Annotated in this window: 19 protein-coding genes; 6 read left to right on the forward strand and 13 right to left on the reverse strand. The window is 52.0% G+C overall.

Features of this window, described 5'->3' with window-relative positions:
• Positions 1-336: 336 nt before the first annotated feature.
• Positions 337-1,998, reverse strand: coding sequence for a hypothetical protein (locus tag KJ970_04670; GenBank protein MBU2690200.1), 1,662 nt, complete (start codon positions 1,996-1,998; stop codon positions 337-339).
• Between the two features lie 18 nt (positions 1,999-2,016).
• Here KJ970_04670 and KJ970_04675 point away from each other — a divergent pair, with 18 nt between their 5' ends.
• Positions 2,017-2,220: a hypothetical protein gene (locus tag KJ970_04675; GenBank protein MBU2690201.1), complete on the forward strand. Its 204-nt coding sequence runs from the start codon at positions 2,017-2,019 to the stop codon at positions 2,218-2,220.
• A 30-nt stretch (positions 2,221-2,250) separates the two neighbouring features.
• Entirely contained in the window at positions 2,251-3,408 is a 1,158-nt protein-coding gene (locus KJ970_04680) for a glycosyltransferase family 4 protein (GenBank protein ID MBU2690202.1), read from the forward strand.
• Here the strand turns inward: KJ970_04680 and KJ970_04685 are convergent.
• Complete coding sequence (locus tag KJ970_04685) at positions 3,399-5,546, reverse strand: TonB-dependent receptor (protein MBU2690203.1); 2,148 nt, start codon at positions 5,544-5,546, stop codon at positions 3,399-3,401. The genes KJ970_04680 and KJ970_04685 overlap by 10 nt on opposite strands.
• A gap of 263 nt (positions 5,547-5,809) precedes the next feature.
• On the opposite strand from KJ970_04685, the gene KJ970_04690 reads away from it, so the two are divergent.
• Together KJ970_04690 and KJ970_04695 are read left to right on the forward strand one after the other, a co-directional pair.
• Positions 5,810-6,868: a hypothetical protein gene (locus KJ970_04690; protein MBU2690204.1), complete on the forward strand. Its 1,059-nt coding sequence runs from the start codon at positions 5,810-5,812 to the stop codon at positions 6,866-6,868.
• Positions 6,869-6,881: 13 nt separating this feature from the next.
• A complete protein-coding gene (locus tag KJ970_04695; protein ID MBU2690205.1) occupies positions 6,882-9,692 on the forward strand; it encodes a response regulator in 2,811 nt (936 codons plus the stop codon).
• Between the two features lie 26 nt (positions 9,693-9,718).
• Here the strand turns inward: KJ970_04695 and KJ970_04700 are convergent, their stop codons facing one another.
• The 7 genes from KJ970_04700 to KJ970_04730 all read right to left on the reverse strand — a co-directional run bounded on the left by KJ970_04700 (position 9,719) and on the right by KJ970_04730 (position 15,859).
• Positions 9,719-10,876 carry an ATP-dependent 6-phosphofructokinase gene (locus KJ970_04700; GenBank protein MBU2690206.1) on the reverse strand — a complete coding sequence of 386 codons (1,158 nt, stop codon included), beginning with the start codon at positions 10,874-10,876 and terminating at the stop codon, positions 9,719-9,721.
• 192 nt (positions 10,877-11,068) lie between these two features.
• Positions 11,069-11,956 (reverse strand): HEAT repeat domain-containing protein, encoded by an 888-nt coding sequence (locus tag KJ970_04705; GenBank protein MBU2690207.1) that lies wholly within the window; start codon positions 11,954-11,956, stop codon positions 11,069-11,071.
• A 981-nt stretch (positions 11,957-12,937) separates the two neighbouring features.
• Positions 12,938-13,390: an acyl-CoA thioesterase gene (locus KJ970_04710; GenBank protein MBU2690208.1), complete on the reverse strand. Its 453-nt coding sequence runs from the start codon at positions 13,388-13,390 to the stop codon at positions 12,938-12,940.
• 114 nt (positions 13,391-13,504) lie between these two features.
• Positions 13,505-14,074, reverse strand: a complete 570-nt coding sequence (locus tag KJ970_04715; GenBank protein MBU2690209.1) for a Spy/CpxP family protein refolding chaperone — start codon at positions 14,072-14,074, stop codon at positions 13,505-13,507.
• A gap of 12 nt (positions 14,075-14,086) precedes the next feature.
• Positions 14,087-14,647 carry a periplasmic heavy metal sensor gene (locus KJ970_04720; GenBank protein MBU2690210.1) on the reverse strand — a complete coding sequence of 187 codons (561 nt, stop codon included), beginning with the start codon at positions 14,645-14,647 and terminating at the stop codon, positions 14,087-14,089.
• Positions 14,644-15,153 carry a hypothetical protein gene (locus KJ970_04725; protein MBU2690211.1) on the reverse strand — a complete coding sequence of 170 codons (510 nt, stop codon included), beginning with the start codon at positions 15,151-15,153 and terminating at the stop codon, positions 14,644-14,646. Before KJ970_04725 ends, KJ970_04720 begins: the two co-directional genes overlap by 4 nt.
• Positions 15,154-15,217: 64 nt before the next feature.
• On the reverse strand, positions 15,218-15,859 hold the full coding sequence (locus tag KJ970_04730) for a sigma-70 family RNA polymerase sigma factor (protein ID MBU2690212.1): 642 nt from the start codon (positions 15,857-15,859) through the stop codon (positions 15,218-15,220).
• 155 nt (positions 15,860-16,014) lie between these two features.
• Between KJ970_04730 and KJ970_04735 the strand changes: the two genes are divergently transcribed.
• A complete protein-coding gene (locus KJ970_04735) occupies positions 16,015-17,415 on the forward strand; it encodes an FAD-binding oxidoreductase (GenBank protein MBU2690213.1) in 1,401 nt (466 codons plus the stop codon).
• Here KJ970_04735 and KJ970_04740 read toward each other — a convergent pair.
• Genes KJ970_04740 through KJ970_04755 form a run of 4 tightly spaced genes read right to left on the reverse strand, consistent with a single transcriptional unit; the run spans position 17,412 to position 24,894 of the window.
• A complete protein-coding gene (locus tag KJ970_04740; GenBank protein MBU2690214.1) occupies positions 17,412-18,509 on the reverse strand; it encodes a hypothetical protein in 1,098 nt (365 codons plus the stop codon). The two genes, KJ970_04735 and KJ970_04740, sit on opposite strands and share 4 nt — an antisense overlap.
• Positions 18,506-20,806: a hypothetical protein gene (locus KJ970_04745; GenBank protein MBU2690215.1), complete on the reverse strand. Its 2,301-nt coding sequence runs from the start codon at positions 20,804-20,806 to the stop codon at positions 18,506-18,508. The genes KJ970_04740 and KJ970_04745 overlap by 4 nt, the downstream gene beginning before the upstream one ends.
• A gap of 55 nt (positions 20,807-20,861) precedes the next feature.
• On the reverse strand, positions 20,862-22,448 hold the full coding sequence (locus tag KJ970_04750; GenBank protein MBU2690216.1) for a hypothetical protein: 1,587 nt from the start codon (positions 22,446-22,448) through the stop codon (positions 20,862-20,864).
• Position 22,449: 1 nt separating this feature from the next.
• On the reverse strand, positions 22,450-24,894 hold the full coding sequence (locus tag KJ970_04755) for a hypothetical protein (protein MBU2690217.1): 2,445 nt from the start codon (positions 24,892-24,894) through the stop codon (positions 22,450-22,452).
• A 177-nt stretch (positions 24,895-25,071) separates the two neighbouring features.
• Here KJ970_04755 and KJ970_04760 point away from each other — a divergent pair, with 177 nt between their 5' ends.
• Positions 25,072-26,040: a PAS domain-containing protein gene (locus KJ970_04760; GenBank protein MBU2690218.1), complete on the forward strand. Its 969-nt coding sequence runs from the start codon at positions 25,072-25,074 to the stop codon at positions 26,038-26,040.
• The last annotated feature ends 81 nt before the right edge of the window (positions 26,041-26,121 follow it).

A 26,121-nucleotide genomic window follows, 5' to 3' on the forward strand; every position in this document is an offset into this window, starting at 1 on the left:
ATCTCCTCTTTTTATGATGCCCTGTTATTCTGGGATTGTCCAAAGCCAACTCCGTGCCAAGACAGATATCTTGAAGCCAGGTAACAAGTTATACAATGTTACACTGTATGAGATTTTCCCCCAGAAAGAGCCAACAGACCCAACCTATTCGATCCGGGACTCGTATCATGTGAATTCCAATATGATTTCGGGGATTGGTCGGTATGAGCCGAGGCCGGGGGAATCGCCCAACATCCGCGTAGATTGAATTTCGCTTTAATGCTCAGACCGCGGGAACTTGGCTCATATCAGCCGCCGGCGCGGGAGGGAAATCCGCGCCGGCGACAAATCATCGTCCTATTTAACAAAGACTATCTTGCAGACCCGGCTTTCCTCCCCGGTTATTAGACGCAATAGTATGACCCCCGATGACATTGGTAATCCATCCCCCGCGCCGGCTGATAAGGCTACCATATGTTCGCCGGCCTGCTGATAACCATCGACAAGAGTCCCGAGCCATCGGCCTTGTATGTCGTGAGCATCCAAACGCACTGATCCCGATCGGGGCAGGGAGTAGACTATATTGGCGCTTCTTGCGCCCGGAGATGGAAAGGCGCGAAAATGCAATCGAGTGTCAGAAGGAATATCATTTATGATATCCGTCGTCGAACCGAATTTCACAAGGAAGATATCAAAATCACCGGCGCTGACAAGGGGGCCGCCACCCCAATCAACGCTTCCCTCGAACTTGCCGACCATGACAATATCCCCATCATCCTCGTAAAAGAGATCGAGTCCATTCTGCTCGCCGGAGTCGCCGGCTCGCTGGCTGGTGCTGTGATTCCCATCCGTGTCATAGGTGGAAACAAAGGCATCGAAAGAACCCGCGCTCACCAGAAAATCCCCGCCAAATTGCGAGGTCCCCTCGAAAAATCCTGCGAGGGCGATATTACCGAAGAGATCGGTGGAGACGCTCCTCGGATAATCCGCGCCCGCGCCGCCGAAACGCCGGCTCCAAAGGTGCCCTCCGCTGGCGCTATATTCGGCGAGATATATATCTACACTTCCTGCGCTGGTCATAATTCCACCGCCTGCATCGACGGAGCCGAGAAATTGGCCGGTGGCCACGACCGACATTGAGCCATTGTGAAAGGCGACAGCCATGCCGTATTGGCTGCTGGCATCGCCCATCATCCGGCTCCAGCGATAGGCGCCGAGAAAGTCAAAGGAAGCGATAAAGGCATCGGCTCCGCCACCATAGGGAAGCGGTCCACCGCCGAAATCTATCGAGCCGTATGTATAACCGGTGATCGCCACGGGCCCTTGCGGATGGCCGGTGAGACCAAAGGCAAATTGATCATTTGAATCACCGAAGCGCCGGCTCCAGAGGTGAGTCCCGCTGCTTCCATCCAGCATCGCAACCCAGAGATCGAAACCACCGGCGCTTGTCAGCGCGCCTCCCCCCAGATTAATCGACCCGGCAAAATCACCGACTAGATAGGTCATACCCCCGTTGCCATTGCCGACGGCCCGGCAGAAGTCATGGGACGCATCACCATAACTGTTGCTCCAGTAGGTGACGCCGCCGGGAGTGAACTTGGCGACGAAGGCATCATATCCCCCGGCTGACACATGATTGCCGGCACCGAAATCAATGCTTGTCTCAAAACACCCACCAAGGAGAATATACCCGGAGCTCAGTACATCAACGGAGAAGGCTTTTTGATCACCTATTGTTCCAAACTTGCGGCTCCAGAGATGGCTTCCGTCGGGATCAAACTTGGCCAGAAAGATGTCATACCCACCACTACTATATAATGTGCCGCCGCCGAGATTCACAGAGTTTGCAAAGTAGCCGGCAATGATAATATTGCCGGAATCATCGACCGACACACTCTCGACCCGTTGCTCATATGAATCACCATAGCTCTCACTCCAACTGTGCGGCAAATCTTGAGCCGGGGCCGGTGAGGCGAGAAGCAGGCAGAAGGCAAAAAGGGACATCAATCGGGGAATCATGGCGACCTCCTGGTGTTGATGGCGCAATCGGGGTGGGCGCGCCTGCAGATCCAAAAGCCCATGCCCGCCGCGCCGACGGCATCATTATGCCATATGATGCAGAAAGGGGATAGACTGGATTCCGGCAATCCTGAAATCGAGCAGGATACATTGGAAGATGATTTGCTCGCGCATGATACCTTCGCTATTGTTCTTTCTATTACCATCAGTTTCTCGGTTTGATGAGGAATGCATCACATGGATTCTTGCCGGATGGCGGTTGCAACAGAGGTCGATCTTTCCCAACCCTATGGAAATATGGTTCATCTTACCGAAATGCTTTCCTCCCTCTCCGGACTGGGCTGGGATATCACACTCTTTGTGCCCCGCAGACCCGGAACCGGCTATGATGACCGGATTCACGCCCTCCCCTACGCTATTGTCCCTATCACGCTTCGCAAGATCCCAAAATTCAGCATCCCGATATATGAGGTACAGGTCAGCCGCGAGATCCTGCGCCGTCATCGCGACAAACCGTGGGATCTCATCTATACGCGGTCCGATCTCTATTCCCTCGGAGGTTGGTTTGCGGCCCACCGCTTGAAAATTCCACATATTGTGGAACTCAATAGCCTAAAGGGTGAAGAGCTCTACCAGGCGGATCGTTCGTTGATTCTCTCGCGTTTTATCGAAGCTATTGAGGGTTGGCTGGTGAGGAATTCGGATATCGCTGTCACGGTTTCATCGGGGTTACGGAAAGAAATTCTAAGGCATCATCATCTCTCGAATGATAAATGCGCCGTGATTGAAAACGGCGTTAACACCGCCCACTTCCGGCCGAAGGTGAGACCGCCGCATATTCCCCCCATGAATATTGTTTTCACCGGACAGTTTTCCCCGTTTCAGGGAGTGCCGACGCTTTTAGAAGCGGCGGCGTTGTTGGATTCATCGTTTCAAGTCACGATCGTGGGTGGCGGTCCGCACGCCGCTATAAATAGTGATTTGGCGGCTACGATAAATTCTCTCAGCAACGTCTGCCTGCACGGCCCCTGCCCCTACCAGGAATTGCCCGATCTCTTGACCCGATTTCATGTCGGTATCTCGCCCTATACCAGCAGATGGCGCCATGTCGCCGGAGGACCCTCACCCATAAAGGTTTATGCCTATTTGGCCGCCGGACTACCCGTTATCGCAACCAGGCTTCCGGGATTGGAGTTCATTGAGGATAAGGGCGTCGGGATCCTCGTGCCGGCGGAAGATCCTCGCGCCCTGTCTCGAGCGATCAAGAAGCTGCAGGCCGATCCCATGGCACGGGAGGAAATGAGCCTCCGCGCATTGAAACTGGCGCAAGAATCCTTTGATTGGAATCATCGGGCCGCAAGGCTTGACCGTTTGCTGCGGGAACGACTCCAGGCTCAAGCTTACCAATAATATCCCAGCGACAAGCCGATGTTGCGGCCCCGGGGGTACCAAACGCCGTTATTGACAATCATCCCGATTTCATCAGTATTATCAAACATATTCATACAGAAGATCGACAACTCCAGACTTGAATGAAAGAGTCTGTTAAAGCGGTAATCGACATCAAAATACATTTCACCGGCAAGATAGCCGAATTCCCCGCCGGAGCCCTCGGAATTCAATGGTTTGACAATATACATATCCCGCCAGCCATTGAGATTGAGATTTAATGTATTGTTTCCCCTATTGACCCAGCTGCATCCCAAATTATACATGTGACGGGGATAATTCAGCGTTTGGTTTTTATCATTGGTCAGCGCCCCTTGGTGCTGGCTATTATCCAGTTCAGCCTTGACATATGAATAATTGCCGTAGAGATTCCAGCGTTCACCCAGTTGACGCCGCGCTTCTAACTCGAATCCCGTTGAAACCGCTTCGCCCAGGTTCTTATAACCCTGTGGGAGATTGTTGGCATCGAAGGAAATATAGTTATCAATCATCATATAAAAGAGATTGATACCGGCATAATTACGGCGGTCTTTAAGATAAATTTGAACTTCGTGATTCTGAATCCTCTCAGATTTATCCACCAGCAGGATATCCTGATTCGGACCTCTGTTTTCATCAACGATGATCCCTGAAGTTTTTGAGTATACCGCGTTAGGTCTTAGATATCCTGAATTATAAACATATTTCATCGTCAGATTGTCCGTCAGCGAGTGGATCAGTCCGCCTCGGGGCAGGAGGACGGCCTTCTCTTCACGGAAATCATTGTATTCCAGTCTGGAACCCAAAAATGCCGTGGTCCGCCGATTATTGAAATCCCATGTATCTTCGAAATAGGCGGCCAAGGTGTTGTCATACCCTGATTCGACTCCTATATAGGGATAATCGGTCGAGGTCGGTGTATTTTCGGCGATATCAAAGCGCGAATCTCTGTTTGGACCCACCATAACCCTTACAGCCTTCAGCCCGGCTATGGCCCGGTTTGAGTTTGTAAAATTCAGGGTCGCCGCAAACTCCGCTCCAAAGGCTCTTTCCTCGTTTGATTGGTCCTGCATGTGATCGCGATTGTCACCCTCACCGGAACGGAAAAGCTCCGCATAACTTGGAAACCTGTTTTGCAGGAGAATGTCGCCATAAATCGTTGAATTTATGCTCACCTTTTCATTGACATGCTTGTTATGCTTGTATGAAAGATAGGTTTTTCTCATTGTCAGCTCTGAGCCTGGATTATTCATCCATGTATCCCATGGATAGACGACACGGCTTTCAGCGACCCGGGCGAGGAACTCGTGGGCGGTTCCCACCTTGATTTTGGAGTAAATCTCCCACCCATCCTTGTGTTGATCAATCGGCGGCCAATCGCCTATCCGGCCCCAAGGGAATTCAACATTACCCTCCACATTATCCGCTTCCGCCGAATCCCACGCCGTTCCATCTCCTGATTTGTCGGGTCGGTTATACCCCTTCGATTCCCAATACGAGAGAGAGACAATTCCAGAAAGTTCGCCGCCTGGACTGCCCAGTGTGCGAATAAAATTGGCGTTGAGCATCCCGTCTCTGGCGCCATAGGCAACGGAGGTGTGATCGCTTTCTTCACCACCATCACCGTCTTTTGTAATGATATTGATAACGCCCATCACAGCACTGGATCCCCAAAGAACTGATCCTGGTCCCCGAACAATCTCAATTTTTTTAACTTTTTGAAGGATGGGCAGCATATCCTGCTGTTGGTAACCCTGTCCAATGATGCTGTTCTGAACATGTCCATCAATTAACAATAAGACATGGTCATTTCCGTCTGAGGTCAGCCCGCGGCTTCCGGTGAGCGTCCAAGTGGCCTGAGAGGAGGGGAAAAAACCGGGGACTCGTTTGAGGACTTCATAAAGAGTCCGGGCGCCCCATCTTTGAATGTCTTCATCAGTGATTACCGTAACGACAGCCGTTGCCCGCTCAATCTCTTGATCTGTTTTTGAAGCCGTGAAGACGGAGGGGATTTCCTGAAAAAGCAAGGATTCCAGCCCAGCGGGATCGCCGCATAGTCCTTCGACTGGAAGGATCAGCATCCCCACCACGATGAATCGAATGAATGATGGAGCTCTCATGGCTTTTGTTCCTTTCAGAAAACCTCACTCAAGACATTGCGCATCAGAATGATACGACCCCACCCGCGTCTTTGACTTACGGGAAATCGGGCTCCTTTTTTTCATCCACCTCCGGCAATAGCCCTCAATGCTCTATTCGTCCCCATTCGATGTTTTCATTATAGTTTTCAACGCCCCGCGGGAACGCCGCCTGGGGATTTCCCTATATATTCAGCTGTCGGATCCCGATAGATAACCGAAGTATCAGAAGATAGAACTTCAGGGTGGCGCAGAGTATTCGCGGCATGCAGGTTTCAGCCTATTCGCTACTGCGCAAGAATCAGAAAACAAACGGGATAGAAATGTCAAACAAGCGGTTGAAATTCCACGCCAGGCGCTTACTACTGACATTCATTGTCCCATTCTTGCTATTGCTTTTGGGGTCACTCGCCCAAGATAATCCATCAGCCCAAACACCTCCGAATATCGCCATTGTCATCAGTCGCCAAATTGATCCCTATCAACAAGCCGCTGATAGTTTTAGTTCAGAACTATCCCGCCACGTGCGGGGCTCGCGGATCAAGTTATTCAATCTGGACAGCGATCTTTCCAAAGGAGATAAAATCGCAGGCGAGATCTCTTCGGGAACCTTCGATTTGCTGATCACAGTAGGAACAGAAGCCTTTAGAGCCATTTCATCGCGATCGTTTGGTATCCCGGTTATTGTGACCATGGTTTATGATCCACTGAACGAATTCGATCTGGCAGCGAGCTCGAATCAGGACATTTATGGAGTCAGCCTCAGGGTTCCATTTCCCGAACAATTTTCAGTTCTAAAGTCGTTCTGCCCGAACATCCGTAGTCTCTCTATTATTTACACCACGGAATCCTCCACATTTTTGGGCGCCGACATGACCAAAGCAGCCAAATCTGTCGATCTGGAATTAGTCCTAATACCCATTGATAATCTAAACAAACTCGAACATTCACTTTCCTTTGCAAAATCGGAATCAGATGCCTTCTTAATGATCATGGACAAAGAATTATATACGAGCGCCACCACACAAAACATACTGCTATTCTTCATGCGCTCAAAAATGCCCGTCTTCTCGTTTTCTCCAAACTATGTAAAGGCCGGCGCCTTGCTTTCCATCTCATCCAACTATGCGGATAACGGCGCCACCGCGGCGCAGCTCGCGATAAAGCTGTTGGCTAATGAACCATTGGAGGATCGAATTATTTCAACATCGGGAATCCGTCTCGATTGGAACGATCATGCGGCCCAGGCGCTTGGTATCAAGTTGTCTGATGAAAACCGCAAAAAATGCAAAAAGATTTATTGACGCGAGGAGTATCATGACCGGTCGGCATTTTAGATATTTGGGCATAAGAACAAGAGTGGCGCTGCTGGCCCTGCTCTTCCTGCCCATTGTCACGGCCGTTACGGTATTCTATTTTTCGCACCATAGCACCCTTCTAATATACAGCGGAGCTTTTGAACGGGTAGACGCGATCGGCCGGACTTTTGCCTTTAACTCTGAATACGGGCTGCTGATCCGGGACGTCTCAAAATTAGACAATATTATCGGCGGCGTCACCAGCGAATCTGACATTGAATTCGCCTTTGTCGTCGATGAAGACAGACACATCCTGTCCACCTCTGATTCCCTTCTTAAAACGACGATGGCCACTATGGTTTTGAATTCAACCAGCAGAGAGACGAGAGAGAAACCGGAGCTCATCGATATCCAACCCTATGGAAACGTATATCTGCTGGCATATCCCATTTACTCCGAAACTTCGGTCGAGATTTCAGAGCTGAGCCTGTTTGAAACAGAAACAAAGGCGGATCAATATATACTTGGATATGCCTTCCTGGGTTTTTCTCCCAAGAGATTGCAGGCCCAGATATCACATGTCAGAAAAGGAATCGCTCTTGTTGTCGCCTTGCTTTCCCTCGCAACATTTGTCTTTATTTTCCTGAGCCTTCACTTTCTTGTCAAAAATGTGCGCCGGCTCCTAAGCGCCACAAAGCGAGCCGGCGCCGGTGATTTGTCCACTCAGGTGAATATCAACTCACGGGATGAAATTGAAGAGCTCGGCCTGGGCTTCAACAAGATGATCCAGGATTTAAAGAAATCCACCGTCTCCATAGACATCCTTCAGGAAGAACAGCAACGTTTCCGGGATGTCGCCGAAATCAGCGGTGATTGGATTTGGGAAACAGATAATCGTGGCATATTCATCTACAGTAATTCTGTTGGTGAAAATATACTTGGGTTCGGGCAGAGCGAAATCATTGGGAAAAGTGTTTTTAGTATCATGCGCTCCATCGAAGGTGACATTGAATTGCAATTCCAAAAATTCGCGAAGAGCATACCAATACGCAATATAGTCTCGAAGTACCCACACAAAAATGGACAGCTCATTGATGTAGAAACCAATGCGGTCTCGATCAGAGATAAAAGCGGCAGGATTACCGGTTACCGCGGAGTCAACCGAGACGTCAGCGGTAGAAAGCTGGCGGAGGAAAAGCTCAAGCAAGCCAAAGAGAAGGCGGAGATGGCCGACAAGGCAAAGTCGGAATTCCTAGCCAATATGAGCCATGAAATCCGCACTCCCATGAACGGAATTATCGGCCTCTCGAATCTTCTAAGTGAAACTTCCTTGGCGAAGGAACAACAGGAGTTCGTTCAAGCTATTTGCAGTTGCGGCGACTCTCTTTTAAACATTATCAATGATGTGCTTGATTTCTCTAAAATTGAAGCGGCGAAGCTGGAGCTCGAGAATATCGATTTTGACCTGCGCCGGACCTTAGAAGACATAGGCAGCGTTATGTTCATCAAAGCCGATCAACAGGGGGTTGATTACCATCAGGTCCTTGAACCTAATGTTCCCACTCTCTTGAAAGGCGACCCTGGACGAATTCGGCAAATCCTCTTCAATCTTATTGGAAACGCCCTGAAATTCACCAGCGAGGGAGAAGTGTGTGTCCATGTTTCTTTAGTTGAGGAATATGATGAAAGCATTCTCTTGAAGTACGCCGTGACCGATACCGGTATCGGCATACCGGACGATGTCATCAAACGACTCTTTGTCGCTTTCAACCAAGCAGACTCGTCAACCACCCGGAGATTCGGGGGGACGGGTTTGGGCCTTGCTATTTCAAAACGTCTTACCGAGATGATGAGTGGAACCATCGGTATTGAAAGCAAAGAGGGCGAGGGTTCCACGTTCTGGTTTACAACTCTTCTCGAGCGAAGCCGTATAAAACCCCAAGCGCCCAAGCAAGACGATTTGAGCATCTCGAAGACGAAAATCCTGCTGGTAGACCCCAACCACACCAATCGCCTGGCGCTTCGTTCATTGCTCATGAAGTGGGATTGCCGAACCGAAGAGACTGCCGACTCAGCGGTCGCGTTGGCTAAACTCAAAGAGGCTCGGGCAAACAACGATCCGTTTAAAATAGCGATCATCAACTTGTCTTTGGACTATGCTGAAGTCACGCAACTCACGCGTCAATTGAAGAATGATGATGACGAGATGAATACAAAGTTGATTGGGATGACAACAATAAGCAAACACATTGAGACTGAGCAATTGGAGGACCTCGGGCTCTCGACGTGCATCTCCAGGCCGATCAAGTTGTCCCAGCTTTATGATTGTCTCGTTACGCTGCTATATGATAAAGGCAGAGATCAGACCGAAGAAACGCTGATTAATCCGTCAGCCTTGTCAAGCTCTGAAAAGAAAGATATTAGAATTCTGGTAGCAGAAGACAACAAGGTGAACCAACTCGTTGCGTTAAAAATTCTTGAGAGTCTTGGTTACAGAGGGGAAATCGCCGAGAACGGACTCGTCGCCATCGCAATGCTCGAGAAGAAGAAATATGACTTGGTCTTTATGGATGTTCAAATGCCGGAGATGGATGGTTTCGAGGCCACAAGGATCATCCGCAGCGGAGATACGGAGATTGAGGATCCGACCCTGCCCATCATCGCCATGACCGCGCATTCTTTGATGGGTGATCGTGAAAAGTGCCTCAAGGCGGGAATGAACGATTATGTCTCAAAACCGGTTCAACCCAAGGAACTCTCAGCCGTTCTTGGAAGATGGATCACGCATCGCTCATTTGATAATGGAAGATATCCTCCTAAGGCGGCTTAGAGAACTCTCCCACATCCCGGACCGGATCAATAGAGATACATCGGCTTGCCACGGACGCTTGTAATCCTCGGCCTGTACACATCAGCGTCATACAGGGTTTCTATCGCAATTTGGCGATGCCCTTGTATGGAGATTTCCAATGGAACGCTCGTATAGCATCCACTCCTGATGGCGACCAATTCACCGAATTGCTTTTCTTGGATTAATTCATAGGCCAGATTGCCATAATTGTAGGCCACAAGCCTGTCCACGGAATCGGGAGGGCCGCTCCGCATCAAATAGCCCAGGCGTTGCACCAGCGTTTTGTGCCCGGATATTCTTTCAATCTCCGCGGCGACAATGTCGCCGATACCGCCAAGTTTTTGGTGTCCGTAGGCGTCTTCTTTCCCGCCCTGGACAATCCCACCCCCGTTCATCCGCGCCCCTTCACTGATCGTCAGGATCGCGTAGTGACTTGGATTCGCCCGGAAATCCTGAACCAAGAAATCGGTCAGCTTTTCGATGTCGAAGGATACCTCTGATATGACGGTCCGATCGGTACTGGCGAGGTACCCGGTTAGAAGCGCCGTTTCACCGCAATTCCGGCCAAAGAGCTCAATAATCGCTATCCGTTCATGCGAGCCGGCCGGTGTTCGCAAATCGGTGATGAAGTTTACGCTTCGCGTCACGGCTGTGGAAAAACCTATACAATAATCAGTGCCATTGACATCATTGTCCATGGTTTTTGGAATGGCAATAATAGGGATGCCCTCTTTCTTCAATCGAGCGGCGTAAGAAAGGGTATCGTCTCCGCCGATGGCGACTAAAACATCCAACTTGAGATCCGAGATATTCCGCAGAATAACTTCGGTGGTATCGACCGGACCCGCGGCCGCCTGCTCCCTAAAACGGTTCCGAAGATGTTCCGGCATCTCACCGTTGCGCACTTTTGCCGGATTTGTCCGCGATGTATGCAGGAATGTTCCACCATGGCGATCAACCGTGCGAACCTGTTGCTTTGTCAACCAGAGTATATGCTCGGAATCGGACATTTCCTCTCCGGCTTGATGAGCCAACAACCCCCACCATCCCCTACGGATGCCCACCACCTGGTGGCCGTCTTCATAGGCGCGATAGGTGACGGCGCGGATACAGGAGTTCAGTCCTGGGACATCTCCCCCTCCGGTCAAGATCCCGATACGCATAGAATGAACCTCGCATTTTCGATGACATGTTTTCCTGGCGGCGCCATTGCCAATTCAGCTGAAGAATCCATTATATCTCCTGATTCCACAAGCCGGATTCGCCCATAATAAGAATGCCGCTCCATCAAAAAGGGGCGGCACCTCTTGATTCCATCCCACGGGATACTTCCCATGAAAAATGTTTGACTCCTATCAATTCATCGATCGATAGGCGGCCAGTGCCGTCGATACGGCGACTCTAAGACCCGGCTCTTCTTTCATCCAACCATTCAATCGGGGTTCAACCACATCGGGATGCAGGTGGAGTAGATTCTGCAAAGCCATCGATACGGCCTGCCAAACCATCCTGCGCTTATCCGTTCCAAATGACTTCAGGATGATAAGTGCTGCTTCCCAATAATCTCCTACATGAGACACGGTCAGCCCCATCCCAATATTCCAACGAACCATCTCGTCGTCGAGATTCGTCCAGGTCGACATCGCCTCTAGTGTGTCTTCCGGATAGTTTCGCAATAACCCTTCACCCAATGCGAAGGGACCAAGGTTTCTCCGAACATACGGATCGCGATTCTTCAGATTCGTCTCCACAAGATCCAGGAGCGGCTTCGCCCATTCAGGGTGCTCTTGGTCGCTGATGGCGACAATCGCCACCATGACCTGACGGCGAACCGAGGGGTCATCACTCTCCGCCCATCGCAGCAGGTAGGGATAGACGGCTTTGAAGTTGCTCCTTACGATGCGGGCGATCGTCGCCGACGCGTATTCCCTCACTTCCCAATCTTCATCCCTCGCGAGATTCAGGAGAATGCGTTCCGCTTCGGTCTTTTTATCCTTCCAATAATTATCCAGAATCGCACAGGCCATTTGTCGGGCGATAATTTCCGGCCGGGCCGCACAGAACCGGATCATTTTCCAGAGCTCGGCGCGCTGTGTCGGGGTCCTGAAGCGCTCAATGATTCGGACAAAGGCAACATTCCGCTGCTCGTATGAAAACTCCTCAGGTCTCTCGGTCCCAATTTGCAGGGCCACCATGATCTGATCGATATCCGCGGTATCAATGACCGAAAGAATCTTTTCCATGAGGAGATCAGGCGCTGACTGGTTTTGTATTCTTTTCCTTCGAGTCGGAACAGCCTTTTTTCGGATAATCTTCTTTGAAACTCCGGACATTCGCTGACGCCGGGTCTTCTTCGCGATCCCACCCTCTGTGGGGGATGCGAAGGCGGTCTGAGATGTTTCATCTTGGAAGTGCGTTACCCTGCCGCTATTTGGCTTCGTCTTTATCCCCATTTTCACCGGGTACCTTCCTCTTGCCTCGATTTCTTCCATTTTGTCACCCACTTCTCCCCAATCCGCATCAGGGATTATTCGTCCGTCGGCCGATCACGGCCGTGTCACCGACGGTAGCGTTGAATCCTGACTCCTTGGAGATGATCGCTCCTCGGATCGGGAGACTGGCACGGGGGGAGGTTTGAGATCCAGAACCTCATCAAGGTCTGTGAATCCAACCAAAGACTCAAGCTAAATCGTCATCCCCCGAGATCGAGACCACCGCTCGTCCCGATATCGCTCCCAACCTAATGCATACACTGTACCGCAAAGTCCGTTCCAGAAAGCATAGGAATGAACAATATCATCCATATGTCACGAACTCATGGTCTTCCGCAAGGAGCCTTGAGATTCTAACTCCTTATATTACAGCATATTAGACTATGCGACACAGGCGTCTCCAAGTGCCGGCCCAGCGATCTCTCAAAATCACCGGGTCGCAATCCCCGAACGGGGGCCGTCCCCTACTCGACAGCCTTGACTGAAACTGGGAATGAAGGTCCCAGAATCCTCAACCGGCTGCTGATCTGGTGGTTTGTTATCGGAGGCCTTGGAAGCGGCCACTTTCCTTTTTTACAGGATGGGCCAACCGATAACGCGGCCTTCCGTGGAGGTACAACTCCTTATGGTGAAAAGAATTACGGCAGGAATGGAAGCAGTCGAAAGAAGCTTTTCCATGTCCCATAAAATCTGCTCACCAACCGTCCTAACTATTATAGCATAAAAGACTGTTTACTCGGTAGATTTTTCTACTTCTCGTTGTTGCACACCTGCAACATCCGACAAGGAAGCTTTAAGCCAATCCGGAAAAGAAACCGCGCGTCCGGTCGCCACATTCAGACACAAATGGGCCGTGGAGCCCGTGGCGAGCAAGAGATCGTTACGCAGAACCTCATATGAGAAAACAACTTGCCGAGAAGCCACAAGAGCAACCGCTGTCCTGACGATAAGGGGATCATCATAACGGGCGGGCAGCCTAAGCCGAAGATCAGCCTTGACGAGTGGGAGCTGCAGACCCATCTCCTCAATCTGGCGGTAAGGAACTCCCCAGTTCCTCATATACTCGGTGCGACCCATCTCGAACCAAGTGAGGTAGTGGCTGTGGTAGACCCACCCCATTTGATCGGTCTCGGCGTACCGAACACGAAAGGAATGCTCCAACGAACGCTTCGGGGCCTTTGTCATCGATGATCTCCCGGGTCGCAAAGGACAACAGCGGTCAACTGGAATTCCTGATGGAAATACAGGCCCCGGTCAATCGATTCCGGGGCCTGTCGCTTCACCCAATGTCGGATTTTCCTAGAACTCCGATTCTGGAGTCCCCGAATCCTGCGGTTGGAAAGACGGGGGCGAAGACCACCCTCTGCGATGGCCTCCAAAGTCTTTCTTCCCCCCTGGGTGACGCATCGATCGGTGCTGCCGGCCTTGCTGATTCATTTTTTTCAGCTCTTCGCGCTGCGCCGGTGTCAGGATCTCCCGTATATCGAGCCGGTGCATCAAGCGCCCGGCCTGCAGCTTTCCACGGAATCCGGCGATCCGCTGGGCCAAGTCCTCCACCCGGCTCCTGTTGGGCTTGTCTTCGCGCATGAGCATCTGCAAATCAACCTTTAACGTTTCGATTTCAGATTGAATCTGGATTCTTTCTTTCTCCGAGCTTGCCTTGAGCGCGGCGATCTTGTCCCGCTGCTCATCGGTAAGACTTTCCAGTCGCATGAGCCCTCGGCCGGCAGATTCACACAGGCCTTCGCCTTGCATTCTATGCCCACGCGGGCCGGTCCATCCGGCATTTGTAAATAAAACCAAGATGAGTCCTGCCAGAAGGGCGGATAGCACAAACCATGATCTTGTCCCTCTCCAATGAATAGACATTTTTCTTCTCCTTCACGGGCTACTGAGCCCCTGCGTTTGGTGTCCGTGCCTCCGCCCCCGGAAGGCTTCTTCATACTTCATTCGCTGCTCCGGACGTAAAACCATCATCTCCCGGAGCATTCCCTCGGCTGCAAGACTGTCGACCCGGCTTTGTAATTGTGATACCCGGTGAATGAGACGCCGGATTTCCGCTGCGTTCGCGCCGGGTTGATTCATTAATTTTCTCAGCTCTCTTCTTTCCGCCCGGAGCGCGCCCGCCGCCGGAAGCGCAGCCGATTCCAACTCGGCCAAAGAGGCTTGCAGAGCTGATTTCTGAGCAGAATCCAGCTCTAATCGACGAGAAAGCACATTCAATCGTTTCTTGGTCCACCTGGATGCAGGGCCGTGGCGCTTATCAGGTTGTTCGCGGCTTCCGGTCTCGCCGGTGCCAATCACGCCGCGGTCGGTGGGTGGATAGACGAAGGTGTCATCAGAGGCGCATCCGGCAAAAACCTTTTGATAAACAGCCGCGCCGAGGAATCCGGCATTTAACGATAAAGAAATGATAAAGAGGATCATGAAGCCGCGTTTCATGGAAGCTCCCCTCCGTCATCCGCCGGATCGAGGAGGTTCTCAAAATAGTCCTCACTCATCGACTCCGTGGGGGTATTCCAGGCGCTGGCATTTGTGAAAAGAAGATCGTCTACTTCCATGCCGCTGTCTTCCGGTCTTAATGTCATCGACCCGACCCATGCCCCGAGGATGAGACCGCCCAGGGCGCCGTACGCCAATGGGGCCCGAACAAGCCCCTCCAGCCAACCTTGCCAAGAAGGAATCGGGTGAACCGCTCCGGCGTGTCGCTTCGATTTTTGGCCGGCCTCACGCATCCCCCGCATTTTTTTAAAGATCTGGCTCCTAAAATCGACGACAGGTGTGTCCGCAGCGCGGCGATCCATTTCCATCAACTCGAAGAGGCGGCGCCAATCCTCCCATTCCCGCCGGCACTCCATACAATCATGAAGCTCCTGGGGTGTCTCGTCTCCGGCCTCCCAGCCGATCACAAGTTTCCGTAGCCTCTCGATGTGTCTCTTATCATGCACGCCGCAATCTCCTTTGCCTTCCTGTCGATCCAAACACCTGTTCAACAAAAATCCTTCGCTTTATTTACCGGCTGCCGTCTCCCCCGCCCTGAATATCCCGCCAGAGGCCCGCCAATTTCTTCCGAAGAGCGGCGGAGCCTCTCCATAGAAGCCCCTCGACCGCCGCTTCCGTTAATCCCAACTGGTGCGCGACCTCGCGTTGATTGAACCCCGACAAACGTCTCAGAATCATGACCTCGCGCTGGCGGTCGGGAAGCTCCAACATAGCCTTCCGTAAGGCGTTATGGATCTCCTTCGAATCCAAGTCGCTTGACGGATCGCCGGCGGCCGGGAGGTTTAGGGCCTCAACATCACCGCCGCCTTTCCCTGCGGATGAAGTGAACCGCTCGGCCAAAGCCTCCAAGGAAAGGATCCGTTTCAGCCGGCGACGGCGGATCTCATTGCGGGCCAGATTTCCGGCAATCCTGAAGATCCAGCTCTTGAAGCGGTCCCTCGGTTTATAATTTGCGGCGGATTGGAAAAGGCGGATAAAAGTTTCCTGGGTCAGATCTTCGGCTTCACCCGGATCATGGGTCATCCTTGATAGAAAATGGTAAAGAGGTCCCTGCCAACGGAGGATGAGTTCCTCCATCGCCGCCTCAACTCCCGATGCCACATCCAGCATGAGATCGTCATCGGGCCGTTCCTTGTATGGGGATTCCGTCATTGTCCAAGCCGGTCCATCCAATGGGCCATCGACTCTCAAAATGGGATCGATTCCACCCTCTTACACACCAGTGGAACCTTTTCGCCGGGTCCGTTTCAACCTGTTTTGGTTCAGCATCTTTAATATCAGATGTATGATGGGTTTGGGAGGATGCGATGACCGGACGATGGAACAAGGAACCCTCCATCCTCGAGGGCTACAGGGAGGATGAGTCGGGATTGGTAGGAAACCCCGATGCGCTGGCCCGCCCCGCTTCCGAACAGGATGTGGTGGAAATCGTGAAGGAATGCCGGGCCGATCGACACGCGCTGACACCGATCGGTCTTCAATCCAGTACAACCGGCAGCAGCGTCGCCTTTGAGGGAGCGCTGCTCTCAACGGAAAAGATGGATCGCCTGCTGGACATCGATCCATTCAAAATGACGGCCACGGCGCAACCCGGCATTAATCTCCTGGCTTTTAAAAAAGAGATCGCCGCCGCCGGGCTTTTTTATCCGCCGGATCCCACCAGTGAGCCGGATTGTTGCCTGGGCGGCTCGGTGGCGACCAATGCCAGCGGCGCCCGAACCTATCTTTATGGCCCGACGCGGAATTGGATCCGCCGCCTGAAAGTGGTTCTGGGAACCGGCGCGCCCATTTCCGTCCAGGCGGTTCGCGCTTCAAAAAATACAACGGGGTATTTTGGGTTTCAGAACCCCGTCGATCCCTTTATCGGCAGCGAAGGGACCTTGGGCATCATCACGGAGATCACCGTTGCCCTCCTGGCCGCGCCGGAGGCCTATTACGGCGCGATGGCCCTCTTTCCAACGCTGGAGAGCGCCATTCGATTTGTTTTGCACGCGGATGCTGAACCGGCTTTAACACCCCGCTGCCTCGAGCTTTTCGATCGGGCCTCATTAGATCTAATAAAACCCCTCGCTGAGCGGTTCACCATTCCACCCGATGCCGGGGCCGCGATTTATTTTGAGGTCGAAGTTGGAAAGGGCGAGAAGGCCGCGCTGTCCAGTCTTGAGATTTGGCTGGAGCATCTCGAATCGTCCCATGCGCTGGCCCCCGACACGATTATTGCCTTAACAATTGAGCAGCAGGAAGAATTGCGCCGGCTCCGCCACTGCATCCCCGAGACGCTCAACGAAAAATCCCGGGCCTGCCGGAGCGCGGGCGGAAGAAAGGTATCATCGGATTGGGCCGTCCCGCTAAATAATGTCTACGAATTCGTGATGCAGGCAAGTGAAATTGTAGAAAGGACATTCGGTGGAGAATACTACCGGTACGGCCACATCGGCAACGGGCATCCTCATTTCAATCTTATCGCCCGCGATGATGAAGAATTAAGAAGAGCGGAGACGGCGACGCATGACATCTGCCGGCGGGTCGTGGAGAGGGCCGGTGCGGTAACGGCCGAACATGGTGTGGGAAAGTTAAAGCGGCCGTTTGCCGCCTACCAATTCCCTCCCCCTATTTTTGAGGCGATGAAGGCGGTCAAGCGAACCTTCGATCCCGATATGATCCTCGCGCCCGGAAACATCTTCCCTTCCGCGGCGGAACGAATCTAGTAAACACATCTCCGCGCCTCGTCGGCGAAGGCGGCAATCAGCTCTATCTCGGCGTCGAAGAAGTGATCACTTGGAGCCAGTATAAAACCGCCCCCCGCCCCGGCCTCATCAAAGGATCGGCGCACCGCCTGCCGTGTTTCCTCCGGGGTGCATCCCTGAAAAAAGCAGCATTGATCAAAACCGCCGATCATACAGACCCGCTCGCCGATGCGTCTTTTCGCTTCCCGAAGATCGGCGTCGCCCCCCAGCGAGGGGGGTGTGAAAGTCTCCATCGCCTCGGGCTCCATACCGGCGATTCGCTCCAACAGGGGCATCATGCCGCCGCAAGTGTGATAAGCGATCTTCTGCCCGGATCTGTGCGCCTCATCGATAAGCTCTTTGTCATACGGAGCGACGAACTCATCGAAGATCTTGGGAGAGATGACGGTCGACGAGGCGTCTCCGCCGCCCAACTCGACAATGTCTAACTTTGCCCCCGCCATTGTTCTTATAGTATCGAGCTTCCTTTTTTTCAATATCTCCAGAAAGGCCTTGACCCAGCCGGGGTCGTCATACGTTTCAAGAATGAGCCTCTCGATTCCGTATAATACCGCGGCATCCTGCCAGCATCCCGGTTGACCGTATATTTCAAAACCCGGCACGCTGCTCCTGACAATTCCTCTTGTACCAAACTCCTTCACCTGGCGGTTGGCTTCCTCTACGTCACATTGTACGGATGGGGCATACTTTGCAATGAGATCGATATCATTCTTGTCTTTGAGCAGCCGCTCGATCACCCAATCCGATGAAGCGCTTCTTTGGATAACTGTTGTCAGTGTCTTATCAGGAGTCGAAAGATCGTACCGGATCGTTATATATTTTGAATCGGGAATGTTTCTCGATTCGATACGCCAATGCTCCGGATTCGGTGGAATCGTCACAAACGGCCAAATCCACTGTATCGGATCCATCCCAAAATGATTGAAGAATTCCAGTTCCGACATCCCATTCATATACTTTTCCATAAAATAGGGCATCAAGTGGTGTGTCGTTACCGGCAGCCGGTCGGGGATCCCGCCGTCAATCGCGGTGACCAGCCGCTGCTTGGAATTCATGGACTCTGAAGCTCTCCGGCCTTCTTCTCGGTGTATTGAAAATCGATATACGGCTCATCGTCGATGTGCCGCCGCATGAGCGCTACTCTTCTACCGAGATTTTCCTCAATATTGCTTCCGTAGATCAGCGGCGTCTCACCGGCGCCGGACAATGCCATGAATGCGATTCCCGTCTTGAAGAGTTCCAATAATTTATTTGTGTTTTCGATCTCCTTTGTTATCATCTCCTTGATTAGAATGCGGTTGGATTCTTTCTCTGCTTCGCTCTGCGCCTGCATATATCCATAAACACCGGCAACCCATGCCGCCGTGTTGCGCTGGGTCATAAACCAGCAGCGCAGGGCTTCCAAACGTACAAGGGTATCTTCAAGAATCGGGATCGGGTTCGTGAGATCCTGCGCACGCTTTGTATTCGCTTTCAATATACTGATAGCTTGATCGATCGGTTTCCATAGATGCTTATCGATCCGAGCTAGACTTCTTCGGCAGGTCTCCGGCGTCATCAATTGAAACAAAACATCCCGGCTCAAATCGATATTGTTGGGATTATGCGGGGTTGTACACATGAAATCCTGGTAATAGGCGCGTTCCGCATCGGGGATCGCTTCGATATTCGGCACAAAAGGACGGACCCATAAACGATACCAAACGAATCCAAAGGCGGAGTAAAGGGGCGTAACATTGGGAAAGGCCAGTATCGCCTCTTCGGTCAAACTCCAGGCGGCCATCAGATCCTCGGCCCCTGAGGGTCCCGCCCATTTGTGAGCCAGATGGAATAGAATTTCATTTATGTTTAATTCGGGATCAAACTGGAAGGCTCCGAATATTTCATGGTTCACATTGAAAGGCACAAGCTCTTCGGGATACGTCCCGCCAAGATGCGATAGAAACCGGACGCCCCCATCGTAGAGTGTTTTCAATCTTTTGTAACTCAATGTCGGATAAGGGATACCGAGAAGCGGCGCAAACATGGCATTGGGTCCCGTGGCCAGATAGAAATGCGCATGAGATCCCTTGCTTTCCAGCCCGGCCACCAGATCTTCTTCGCGCTGATCAAATGCTGTTTGGTGAATCGATCCGGAATGAATCATTTTTGAATCAGGATATTTGGGATGGATGTAGGGTGTTTCCCACCCCTTGGCCATCAGGGACGAAGTCTCCACATCGAGATGATCTCCCAATCCTTCCCAGATCACCTCATGCTCACCGTAGAATGATTCCATTCTCGTGATGACGCGGAAACAAGGATTGATGGCGCGGGCCGTATCCCGAAGCAGGCGGAAAAATCGAAGAGCGTTATCCCCGGCGGCCCTTGCAATATCATTATCATCGTTCCACTCACGAATCAGATAGGCGCCGCCGTTGCGGCCGACATACAAAGATTTTGTATATTCAAATCCCGCCCCACTGTCATTTGTCCAAATAGAGAGATAATCAAGTTCAGGGACTTCGACGAGAAGCTTCGTCAACATCTCCGCATAATGTTCCCGAACCTTCGGATGCGTGATCGTCATATTGTACCGGGGTTTAAAACTGCGGAAAGGATGATCGACACGGGCGCCCCGAAGCATCGGATAGCGGGCAAAGAACTCCTCTGGAACCGAACGGGGTTCAAAGCACAGGAGCCCGGGAATCAAACCGTACTTCAGGGCCAATGCCGCATTTTTTTTGAGATTGTCCAAGTTGGCGGATAAATAATAATAGGGATAGAGACCCTTGTTGAGCACGCTGTAGACAAATTGATCAAGGGCCGGACAGTATGTATAAAACATCGGATAAGTTTCACCCTTAGGACCGCTCTCGAGTCCCATGGGAAAAGCCAGTCCATTGATTTCCACATGTGTAAAACCCGATGCGGCGAGCCTCCTAAAATAGGCTTCCCGGTCCATCCCTCGCTGAACCCGTCCCTCTTGATTCAGAAAAAAGTCATAGGTGCTGCGCTGCCATTGAAAGGCCGGACGAAAAGCGCAGCCATTTTCAACCGCCGCGACATCCCTTTCTCCAAGGTGGCTTGTAAGATACGATAAGAATCCAAGAATGATACCGCCGTTTGCCGCCGTGATGCCGCCTGATCCATCGGACCGAATCTGGAAATTGAGACCCTGCTCGCCTCCATGCCCTGTGCAGATCATCCTGAAGCTCCCACTTTCATCTTCCGGCGCATTGGATCGGCTGTTCTCGACAAACTTCGCTCCCGTATGGCGGGACAGCGCCCGAGCTGCCGTATTGAATGAGGGAGGAGCTGAGGCGCTTACTTTTATATCCTTTATCTTTGTCAATGCCTCGGCGATTTTCATTGTGCAAATCCCTGTCTTGAAAAACCCGTCTATTGCCGGGTGTGTTTCAGCTCATTCAGGAATCGGATTCGAAATGAACCGTTACCTTGTTATGCCCCTCGATCTCGGCCTCAAATTCGACATAGGGGCTTGTCTCAACGGCGGCATTCTGAAAGGGGATGAGGTTTTTATTCAGCTTGACTGCGGTCCCGATCATTCCTGCGGGAAGCAGCAGATGAAAGCTGGCATTGGTCCTCTCTGTCTGCAGACTCAGCTCGATTGAATTCGAATGTCTGCGATAGCGGTAGCCGATGCCGCCGCCGGATGCGCCGTAAGCCACCTTGATATCGGCGGTATGAACGCCGGCGGCCGGCCAGCGGGGGGAAATCCGGCATTTATCGAATCCACGCCCCATATCTTCAATCCCCGCCAAACCTTCAATTAAGGCGTAGAGCATGGCGCTCGAACCCCACCCGTCCGTTGGTTCCGCCTCAGGGCTTGTACTGGTCTCAATCGTGGCGGCTCTTCCATCAGGGAAATACCAAAGATATGTCTCATTTTTTTCAGAGATCATCGCACTGTAGCGCAGGAGGATATCAACGCCGTATTCTTCGTGCCCATGTTCAAATGCGGCCCGGGCCAGCTCCCCGCCGACAAGAGGCATAATGCCCCCGTTGACATAAGCCCCTTCCACAAGTTTGTCATCACCAAAGATGCCGGCGGGAAAGGGAGGATCAATGGAGAACCATTCCGCGAAGGCCCCCGTCCGCCCGCGCCGGCTTTGATACTCCTCGAGGATAGAGACAGCCTGCTCATGGGCGGCCACGCCGCGATTGACGGCCATCGGGTTACTGAGACTTAGTTGGAAATCCTCATTTACACCCGGGATGCTGACAACACTCAGCTTGCAAAAATGGGTATAGAACCGCCCATTCCAGCAGAGTTTGTTCAAGTTTCTTTTCAGATCAACCGCCGCCTGCTCCCAGAACCAGGCTTGCTCATCCTGACCGAAACGGCTGTAAAGACGGGACATGATTCGAAAAGCTTCGTAATAGCCGCTGTTGTCACCGTGCATGATTCCCCAGTATGTATTTTCGTCAATTTGAAACTGAAGCCAGTCATGAGCTCCGGCCGTGTAAGCAAAATCCCAAGTGTCAATTGTATAGGGTCTCTTCACCAGCCGATGCATCGCATCCCAGTACCAGGGGTGCGACATGACATACTGCAGAGCAAGCTCCATTCTCGGCAGCAAGCGAAGAATCCAGGCATCATCCCCCGCAGCCTGCCAGGCAAGATAAGCGGCTTTTATAAAGCGATATTCAACATCGGCTTCCACCGGTACCCGAACATACTTCGTCCAATTTTCCCTCTCGCTTGGAGGTTTCTCAGGATAAGTCGTGAAATAGTCGAAAATGCGCCCCGACGCCGATTGCGTCTCAGCAAAGTGTTCCACGGCGCTGGTCATGTCAGGATAAAAATATCTTCCCCCGCGCAGCATGTCACTGTGATCGCGTATCCAGATTGATTTCGCATCGGGTGATCGGAAGCCGCGAACGATCTTGCCGTCGATCGACAACTCTAACAAATCCTTTTCAAGAAAGGATATGATCAGAGGATATAGGAGATCCAATCCAACATTCCCTGTTTTTATCTCTGTTTTCATGTCACCGAATCGCTGCGGTCCCCCGCCAATATCTCACCTTCCCGACACCCTTCGTTTCGGGACTGGCGTCAAAGGCAAGCCCGAAGTAGGATGGTTTGGCCTCAAAGAGAACCTGTTCCTTATAGATCGCCTTTGTCATATTGACAATTGTATAGGTGAGTTCCTTTCCCTTCTTCGAGGCAAAAACAAAATCACCGTTTGTTATCAGATCCCCATACTGAATCTTTCCCGATTCAAAGGTATACCGGGGCCGGCGGAAATCGCGGCACATATCCATTCGCAAATCTTGTTTAATGCCGATGGTAATCTCCACAGGACCCGCCTGAAGGATCACCCCGGCGCCGGCGGTTTCAGGAATGACGACCGCCGGTCGAATCATCCCTGCGAGTGGCCCGGGGGAAACATCGGCGGGGTGCGGCATCAAGACCGTTACAAAGGCATCTGTGCCGCCCAGCTCAAAATGATGCGCCGTGGTTTGGTGAATTAATGTTTCATCCTGGTAATGCCGTCTTTCAGATTCCGTTCCCTGAAGCCGGAAGTGGGTTGTGGGGAATGCTATCAGCAGGCGATGGGATTCATCCAGCTCATTCCCCCCGATTTTATCATAGCCCGTGTCGTACCAGTTTTCGCCTTGGTCATGGATCACCCGGGTATGCCAGAGATTGGCAAGCGTAAAATATTCTTCTATTCGAGATTTGAAGATATCAAAGACAACAAAAACTTCGGGGTCCTTTATGTAAGTGATGATTCGATCCCACTCATAACCCATCTTGTCATCGATCAGACGCGTCCGGCTGTAATCGAACTCAGGCAATGAGATGAAATCGACCTTTTGCGTTCTCACAATTCTGTAGGAGCCGGCATTGTGCAGGAATTCGAGAATGGATTGGCCCGGAACGGCGTCGCGGTGGCTGTACCTCCACTCACCCTCCTCCTGCCCCATCCATATCTTCTCAGGACGGACACAGAGCCGGTTGTGAAAGTAGTCCTGCCGGTAGGCGCCGAAGGGCCCGCTGGGCATGTAATCGCGGTATCCGCCGTCATGAAGCAATACCGATCCGCCCGACATGAGCATCACAAGGCTGTTTTCGTCGGCATGCCCGTGGGTCATTTTTTCTTCTTCAACAGGGATGGCGTCTCGCAGGTAATCCCTGAAATTCAACCCTCCATCCCCCTCATCCCGGTAATTGAGCAGCAAATAAGTCGAGGCCTTTTCCCATCCGTCACGAAAAACAATCTTTTTCCCCTGCACATCCTCCATAACCTCGCGGGATAGTGAGAGAGGCTTTTCCGGGATGAGATCATCGCTGCCCCAGCGGTAGCAATCCATTAGAAAATACCCCAATCCGACATTCGTCGGATCGTTAAAATCAATAAAATGCCGGGCGATCGCCAAGGCCGCCCATTTCATCTGTGGATTTTCATACTGCTTGGCCGCGGCCTCAAAAAAGACTAGATAGTGACTCCAATTCGTCATCCAGTTGGCGTCCCCAAAATCAGGCACCATATCAGCGGGACAGATTAGGTTCAGGAAGTACTGCGCGTAATAGTACATTTCAGGTGTCTTGAACAATTCATCCGTCAATCCGAGACAATCGGCATATCCCATCAAAGAGTACAACCAGACACCGTGATAAATTGTGGCATCTTCAATTTCCCAATTTCCCCAGTTGTCATCCCCCAATGCCTTGCGCTGCATCTCCCAGATCCCCGAACGCGGGTGCCCGGGAATGGCGCGCACGGCCCATGCGAACGATTCAGCGCGCAGCATCGTTCGGTTCATAGTGCCCCATTCCGCGGTGCGGAGAAGGTAATCGATACTGTGTACAATCACCCCCTCGACCTCCCCCGCTTCATCCGAAGAGAGCTTTCCCAACCGCTTGAGTGTGTCGTAGGTCCGGATATAGCGCATGACGGTAAAGAAATCGGGAAGGGCGGGCACTCCATCGGCATAATCCGGTCTTTGCCTGGCGACCGATTCCGGATAATAGGATCGATAGCCGCCGTAGGAGAGGAGGACCTCCTTAGCCCTCGCGGCATACGCGGCGGATTGGGGGCTGTCCTCCCATTCGCAGAGGGTGGCATAGATGACGGCCATCTCAAGCAAACGCCCCGGCGCCCTGTATCCAAAGACATTTTCAGGATCGAATCCCTCTTTCCATTGCGCCACCCATTCATCAAGATGCGCCCAGGTCCAGTCCGCGGAGGAGCGTGCGTATTCCAGGTAATCCGATTGATCGACCCTCTCCTGCGATGGCGCGGCTCCCGCAAGCAACAGTGCTAAAAGAGAGGCGAGAAAAATAGATCCGATCCGGCGGCGGCATATCATAACCCAACCCCCATGGCTCCATCCATATCCCCATAACTTCTTGAGAATCGCCCCTTTTGCCGGAAAACCGGCCCTGGGACGCTTCGGCGCATCCACACTATAGCCGAAAAACGACACTTCATAGATCGAAAAACCATCTGAAATTCCTAAATGCGACCAGGATTAATGCCGATAAGGGATTGAGAGATTTACAGATACCCACTGTCAGCCGGTTGAGAAAAGAGCGCCGGTGCAAGGCCGATTTTCGGCGCATCAGATCACCCCCGGTCGCACACCCTTCGGATGAAGGAGCAGATGATGTTTCATCGCGGCTCTCCTGATCATCGCCCTTTGAGCGAGTTGGAGATCCTGCGCCGCCGGGTCAAGGAACTCGAGGCCGCGGCGCAGAAGCACCAAGACGTAGAGACGTTGCAGCGCTCCTTACACGAGTGTCAGGAGAAGCTGAAAAGTACATTTGACGCTTCACCCGATGCCATCATCATCACCGATCTGGACGGCGATATCACCGAATGCAATAAAGCCATGGTGAGTATCCTCGGCCTGAACACCAAAGAAGCCGTCATCGGCCGGCATTTTTCAACGCTCGTCGTTCCCTCCGACAGGCCGCACGCCCGGCAAAAATTCCTTGAAGTTATACAAAATGGGACATCCAGAGAAGTTGAGGTATCCCTTGATGTTGCAGGAAACAGACAAATCCCTGTATTGACGGCCGGAAGCTTGATCTTTGATTCCAAAGGTGTTCCTGCCAGCGTCATCATTTGCGCCAAGGATATCTCGCAAAGAAAGGCCCTTGAGGAAGAGAACATACGCTTGGCGACGGCCATTGAACAGGCCGATGAAATGGTCCTGGTAGCCGATCATCAGGGAGCTATCTGCTACGCCAATCCGGCTTTTGAGAAGGTTACCGGCTATACACGCAACGAAGTTCTCGGTAAGAATCTCTGCTTTCTGGAGAGCGCCGACCACAATCAGGATTCTTGTAAGGCAATGTGGACACTTCTCCAAGATGGAAAGACATGGAAAGGCCATTTTACCACCCAAAAGAAAGATGGGTCCGTTTATGTCGAGGAAGCGACCATCTCGCCGGTGCGCGGGCGTGATGGGCGAATCAGTCATTTGGTCGCGGTAAAACGTGATGTTTCAGAGATCATTAATCTCGAAACCCAGTTGCGGCAATCACAGAAGATGGAGGCGATCGGAACACTAGCCTGGATTTTCACGCAAGTAATTGAGCTAAGAAAACCCCCATTGATCTCTGGATGAAGGCGAGCCACAAATAGGTACAACTCATTTTACCGCAACGTAATGCGGATGACTTTGTTCTTGAGCCATGGTAACCGGAAC

This window comes from Candidatus Eisenbacteria bacterium, from assembly GCA_018831195.1.
Taxonomy (GTDB): Bacteria; Eisenbacteria; RBG-16-71-46; order CAIMUX01; family JAHJDP01; genus JAHJDP01.